At 48.6% G+C, this 6,547-nt stretch carries 6 protein-coding genes; 4 read left to right on the forward strand and 2 right to left on the reverse strand.

Features of this window, described 5'->3' with window-relative positions; genetic code table 11:
* Positions 1 to 261: 261 nt before the first annotated feature.
* The 4 genes from ACR0P9_RS06010 (at position 262) to ACR0P9_RS06025 (ending at position 2,569) form a co-directional block, all read left to right on the forward strand.
* The gene (locus tag ACR0P9_RS06010; RefSeq protein WP_432618262.1) at positions 262 to 657 is read left to right on the forward strand and encodes a pyridoxamine 5'-phosphate oxidase family protein; all 396 of its coding nucleotides are present in this window, start codon (positions 262 to 264) and stop codon (positions 655 to 657) included.
* 97 nt (positions 658 to 754) lie between these two features.
* Positions 755 to 976, forward strand: coding sequence for a DUF362 domain-containing protein (locus ACR0P9_RS06015; protein ID WP_432618264.1), 222 nt, complete (start codon positions 755 to 757; stop codon positions 974 to 976).
* Positions 973 to 1,749, forward strand: a complete 777-nt coding sequence (locus tag ACR0P9_RS06020; RefSeq protein ID WP_432618266.1) for a protein-ADP-ribose hydrolase — start codon at positions 973 to 975, stop codon at positions 1,747 to 1,749. Before ACR0P9_RS06015 ends, ACR0P9_RS06020 begins: the two co-directional genes overlap by 4 nt.
* Complete coding sequence (locus tag ACR0P9_RS06025; protein ID WP_432618268.1) at positions 1,694 to 2,569, forward strand: SIR2 family NAD-dependent protein deacylase; 876 nt, start codon at positions 1,694 to 1,696, stop codon at positions 2,567 to 2,569. Before ACR0P9_RS06020 ends, ACR0P9_RS06025 begins: the two co-directional genes overlap by 56 nt.
* A gap of 110 nt (positions 2,570 to 2,679) precedes the next feature.
* On the opposite strand, the gene ACR0P9_RS06030 is transcribed toward ACR0P9_RS06025, so the two are convergent.
* A complete protein-coding gene (locus ACR0P9_RS06030) occupies positions 2,680 to 4,335 on the reverse strand; it encodes a solute:sodium symporter family transporter (RefSeq protein WP_432618270.1) in 1,656 nt (551 codons plus the stop codon).
* 340 nt (positions 4,336 to 4,675) lie between these two features.
* A complete protein-coding gene (locus tag ACR0P9_RS06035) occupies positions 4,676 to 6,121 on the reverse strand; it encodes an MFS transporter (RefSeq protein WP_432618272.1) in 1,446 nt (481 codons plus the stop codon).
* Positions 6,122 to 6,547: the final 426 nt, after the last annotated feature.

Genomic DNA, 6,547 nt, shown 5'->3' on the forward strand with positions numbered 1-6,547 from the left:
TCCTCCCCAAACCGCACAATACACATCAAAATATGCGCCGCAATGGGGAGTCTGGAAGAAAACTGCATATGTTTTGCCTCCTATCTGGAATGCAATCATTGTAGCATCGGCGCGTCGGACTGTCAACGAAGAAAAAATTTTGATTTTTTCGTTGTAACTATTGACATTACAACGTTTTCATGGTATTCTCCCGTTGTAAACGAAAGAGTTACAGCAAACACAAACAACCCAAGTTATGCTATACTTATGGAGGTACGTATTATGGAAAAGGTTCTCGCTTTCTTACAGGAAAATCCGGTTCAGTATCTGGCAACCGTCGGCAGAGACGGCAAGGCAAAGTGCCGCCCGTTCATGTTCTCTGGTGAGATGGACGGCAAGCTGTGGTTCTGCACCAACAACCAGAAGGACGTGTACAAGGATATGCAGGAAAACCCGAACATCGAGATTTCTGTATCCAGCCCGTCTTACGCATGGATTCGTCTGCACGGCAAGGCAGTTTTTGAGAACAACATGGCTGCAAAGGAAATGTGCATCGCCAACCCGATTGTCAAGGGTCAGTATCAGACCGCTGACAACCCGATTTTCGAGGTGTTCTATCTGGAAAATCCGCACGGTGTCATCGCAGACTTCTCCGGCAACCCGCCGTACGAATTCTAATTTCTTTTGCGCATACAAAAAGCCTCTTCCAAAAGGGAGAGGCAAAACTCTCTTCGTGTGAGGCGAGTATTTTGACATCAGCGACCCGTCCCACATTGTGCGGGACAGCATCATCATCGGACAGCCAAAACGAAGCACCGTAGGATATGCTGTCGGCAGCGGATGCATCGGCTGCAAATTGTGTTATTCTGTCTGTCCGCAAAAATGTATCGACATCACGAAAACACCTGTCGTTATCGACCAGCACCACTGTCTCCATTGCGGACGCTGTGCAGAAGTCTGTCCCAAGCAGGTGATTGAAAAGAGGAATGTATCATGAATCAGCAAGAGCGACGTCTATATCTTATCCGAGAACTTCTGCAAGAAACGCAGGAGCCTTCTCTCGCCATTCCTAAAGATTCCCTTGCACAAAAACAGCTGCTGCGCGGACTGATGAACATTCGTCCGCCGCGTCCGACTTCCCAAGCCTTTCTCCAAGTTCAGGATGCCTATTTGCAAGAAGAACGTAAAGAAAAAGGCACGGTCTCTCTCGATTCCCTTTCCCCGATCCAGCCCGGCATCTATGTGTGGCGCGGCGACATCACAACCTTGCAGTGTGATGCCATCGTCAATGCCGCCAACAGCGGCATGACCGGATGCTATGTTCCCAATCATCGCTGCATTGACAACTGCATCCACACCTTTGCCGGTGTCCAGCTGCGGCTTGCCTGTGCCAATCTGATGCAGCAGCAAGGCTATGCAGAGCCGACCGGACAGGCAAAAATCACACCGGCATATAATCTGCCGTGCCGATATATTCTGCACACGGTAGGCCCGATTATTTCCGGCAGAGTCAGCCGAAAGGATCGCGCGGCGCTTGCTTCCTGCTATCGCTCCTGCTTAACGCTCGCCGCTGACCATCAGCTGGAAAGCGTTGCCTTTTGCTGCATTTCAACCGGCGAATTTCACTTTCCCAACGAACAAGCCGCAGAGATCGCCGTACACACGGTACAAGACTTTCTGCGGCAAGAAACCAGCGTGAAACAGGTGATTTTTAATGTTTTCAAAGATGTGGATCAAACCATCTACGAGCGATTGCTCCAAGCAGATTGACCGACTGAATCAGGCACTTCAGCGCGCAGATGCCGTAGTCATCGGTGCCGGAGCCGGTCTTTCTACTTCGGCAGGATTTACCTATACCGGCGAGCGGTTTCAAACATACTTTTCCGATTTTGAAGCGAAGTACAATTTTCACGACATGTACTCCGGCGGTTTTTATCCGTTTGGCTCATTAGAAGAATATTGGGCTTATTGGAGCCGGTATATTTTCATCAATCGGTATCAGCCCGCGCCGCGGTCAACCTATCAAGACTTGCTGCAGCTCGTGCGCGACAAAGATTATTTTGTTCTGACGACAAATGTTGACCATCAATTCCAAAATGCCGGTTTTGATAAAAAACGCCTGTTTTACACACAGGGCGATTATGGCTTATTCCAGTGCAGCAAGCCATGCTGTCAGGAGACCTATGACAATGAACCTGTCATTCGCCAAATGATGGAACAGCAAAAAGAGATGCGCATACCGAGCGAACTCGTGCCGCACTGTCCGCACTGCGGCCGCCCGATGACGATGAATCTCCGCTGTGACGACACGTTCGTACAGGATGCAGGCTGGTACACAGCACGCAGTCGCTATGAGGATTTCATCCGCCGCCACAAGCACCTGCATGTCCTGTTTTTGGAATTGGGTGTCGGACAAAATACGCCGGTAATTATCAAGTATCCATTCTGGCGATACACGGCGGAAAATCCAAACGCAACATATGCTTGCATCAACGCGCAAGACATTTATGCCCCACACGAAATCGCCTCGCGCACCATCGGCATCCAGCAAGATATTCATTCGACTATACAACAATTGATACGCACATAACAGAAAACCGCCGACAGCCCCTGAAACTGTCGACGGTTTTCTGTTGTGTTTGGTGTTGTGGAGAGAGTTTTGACAGATATATCTGTCGGAGAGAAAAGTTGAAATATTTTTTACGCTCCCAAACCGAGCGGGGAGAATGCTGCGTAAACGATGATGCACAGAGCGATGATAGCGACCGCGCATACCTTACGGTACTTCCACGGAGTCATATCAACCGCATGAACATCTTCCTGCTCCCAAGCTTCCATTTCCGGATGATCCTTCTTGTTCTTGTGGTTCAGGAATGCCATGATGAGCAGCTCAATCGGCCACAGAACGAGGATTGCGTACAGATAATGAATGGTGCCGCCTACAACCGGATACTGCGGAGCAATAATCAGAAACAGACCATAGCAGATGATGTGGAAAATCATGATGAACTTTGCAGCGTACTGCGGCAGATACTTGAAGAAGAAGCCGCCGAATACTGCGGACAGAACCGGAAGACCAATCAGCATGACAAACGAGTCAAGGAAGGTTTTCAGACCTGCCGGGAAGAAGTATACCATCGGGCCTACGATTGTCGTAGCGACAGCGAAGACAATACCAATGTTCTTGCCAACCTGAACCAGCTTCAGTTCGGAAGCCTCCGGGTTGATATACTCATGATAAATATCCATCGTGAACATGGTGTTTACCGAGTTCAGTACGGAGTTAAAGGAAGAGAGAATTGCGCCGAACATAACAGCCGCGAAGAAGCCCATCAGCGGTGCCGGAATAACTTCGGTTACCAGCTGCGGATATGCAGCGTCCATCATGGTTACCTGATTGCCCTTCAGCTCAAACAGAGCGTAAGCGATAACGCCCGGCAGAGCCAGATACATAAAGCCGATAATCTTCAGGAATGCGCAGTACAGAGCGCCCTTCTGTGCTTCCTTCAGGTTCTCTGCTGCGAGAACACGCTGGATGAACGACTGATGGGTGCACCAAGACTGCAAGCCGAGGAAGATCAGGCCGGTAAATACGGTGATCCACGGAACTTCCGGTGCCTCTGCGGTCAAGCTGCCAATCGAGTTCAGCTTTTCCGGATAGGTCTGTGCCAGATACTTAAAGCCATCAATGATAGCTATGCCGTCATAGCCTGCTGCATTGCCCAGCACGTGCAGAGCAAAGAACGGAATCATGAAACCGCCGATCAAAAGACCAACGCCGTTTACGGTATCGGATACGGCTACTGCCTTCAAGCCGCCGAAGATTGCATAGATCGAACCCACGACGCTGATGATGATACACAGCACAACGACAGAACCGAAGGTAGACAGTCCGAAAATGTCGGATACGTGGAAGATGTTTTCAAATACCAGAGAACCGGAATACAGAATAACCGGAATCTGTACAACAAGGTACAAAATGATGTATGCGATGGAGAACCACAGCTTGGTGGAACGTCCGAAGCGCTGACCGATCAGCTGCGGAATCGTGGTAATGCCGCCCTTTAAGTATCGCGGTGCTGCCCACAGGGCAAGTACGATACAACACGGAGCTGCGACGATTTCAAACGCCATCGGGCTCATGCCGACCAGCCAAGTCTGACCGTTCGTGCCGACCAGCTGCTCTGCCGAGAGGTTTGTCAGGAGCAAGGATCCCGCAATGACGAAACCGGGAAGTCCGCGTCCTGCCAAAAAGTATCCGTCTGCTGTCGTCTGGTCATCACCTTTTGTTTTGAAATAGGAGATGACAGCGACTAGGACGGTAAAGCCAATAAAGGTTACCAATGTCCAAATCATATGTTTTCACTCTTTCTTTCTGTATCTCTTTTTTGTGACTATACGGTTTCTTATTTAAGAAATATATATCCCAAAATAAGTATTATGTCGGAAAGCAATCGGCCGTCTCGCTTTCCTTTCTCCTTTTTACAGCCTTATTATAACAATCTATGTATGCGTGCACAATGCCCGCTGTTGCGAAAAAGTTGTTTGATTTTGCTCTTGCTTTTCTTGTTAAATCTTCCACAGCATTTCACAGCAAATCTGCGAAATTTTTCCGCAAATTCTGCATACAAAAACCGCCGCCCCGGAGAATGGGCGACGGCCAGAGAGAGAGTTAAAAAGATGGTATTTGCATGGTTTAGAGTTCGCCGCGCTCCTCGCGCTCCTTGAGGTCTGCCATAATCGTGTCATAGTGCTTGTCCAGCTTATAGAACAGCAGAACAACGACAGCGGCACCCCACAGAATAATCGGGCCGTAGACGAACATATTTTGAATCATGTGCAGGGCAGTGTCCGGCTGAACCACCGTCTTGCCTGTCGAGCTGATGTAACCGCTCGCAGTCAGCAGCATACCGATGATGCCGCCTGCTACGCCCTGACCAAACTTGGTGCCGACGCTGCTGCCGCTCATAATCAGGCTTTCCTGACGGATGTGCGTTTTCCACTGACCGTACTCGATAACATCACAGATCATGCCGAATACGCAGGCATTGAGCGGAACCGTGCCAATAGCGCGCAGAACCGTAACGCCCATCGCCATAGCAACACTGCTCGGATTAACCATGAGAATGCACTGAGCAATGACAACGAGAGCAGAACCTGCCAGTGCCAGATCGCGCTTGCCAAAGCGGCGCAGCAGTACCTGGCTGAACAGAACACCGCTGATGATGATAACCATCTCAATGGTATACATCACGCTGTACAGTTCATCGTTGCCGAGGATGTACTTGCAGAAATACGGTGCTGTTGTGCCGAACACCGCATTGTAGCTGGACTGTACCATCCACAGAACGGTAACTGCCCAGAAATACTTGTTGGTGAACAGAGCCTTCAGGTTCTTGCCAAGACCGATATTGCTCTTTTCTGCCGCCTCAATATGCACGCGCTCCTCACAGTTTTTGAAGCACAACAGCAGCAGAACAACGGCAATCACTGCCCAGATGCTCATGGTCTTGACCCATGCCATCTGATCTGAGCCAAACACCTTGACGAGCGGCAGCGTAAACGTCACCGCAATGATACGGCCAAACGGAGACATCGCCATACGGAAAATGCCCAGCAGGTCACGGCCGCGGGACGAACGAGTCATCATCGCAGACATCGTGCCATACGGCAGATTGACAGCGGTATACAGTACCGTAGTCACCAGATTGTAGGTGACGAGAATGTACCAGAACTGCAGGGTCGGTGTCGTCTGCGGCACCAGCATCAGCAGAACAGCCGCTACACCAAACGGAACTGCCATCCACAAAATCCACGGGCGCGCCTTGCCCCATTTGGAATTGGTCTTGCTGACAATAATGCCCATGACGAAGTCAGAAACACCGTCCAGGCAGCGGGAAATAATCATAACCAGACCGACAGTCATCGGCGAAACGCCAACATAGTCGGTATAAAACAGCGTGATAAGGGATGCCACCAAACCATACACAATGTTACAAGATACGTCACCGAATCCATAACAAATTTTTTCTCGCATGGTTGGCATATCATCCTGTGCGCGAATGTTTGTATTTTCTGACTTTTTCTCTTTCAGGGTAAGAGTGTTTTCAGAAAATGTCGCGCCAGATTCCATACTTTTCATGATTTGCTCCTTATTTTTATTGAGATTCCGCCTTTTCTTGTATACTCTCTCCAAAAACGCGATGAAAAGGCAGATTTTAAAGTTACATTTTCTGCATATAAATACTTATTTCGTGTGATTTATCGCACTTCTTGCAACTTTTATTTCAATTGGTTTTTATTATACCAATCATACGCAGCGCAAGCAATATATATTTGTCACAAACAATTGTTTTAATTTGCTTTTTATTTTATAAAAAACTTATCGCGCAAAAAGTAACATGGTACACAAACAATAACCGTGCGCAAAAGACACATAGAGAAAATAGATGCAGCAATAGACGCATCTGCATGGTTTATTCCTCAAAACAAGTTCTATTGAAAATAACAAAAAAGTCAGGCAGAGCATATGCTCTGCCTGACTCGTGGAAATATAAGAAAAGAAAAA

Source organism: Butyricicoccus sp., from assembly GCF_050872565.1.
Lineage (GTDB): Bacteria > Bacillota > Clostridia > Oscillospirales > Butyricicoccaceae > Butyricicoccus_A.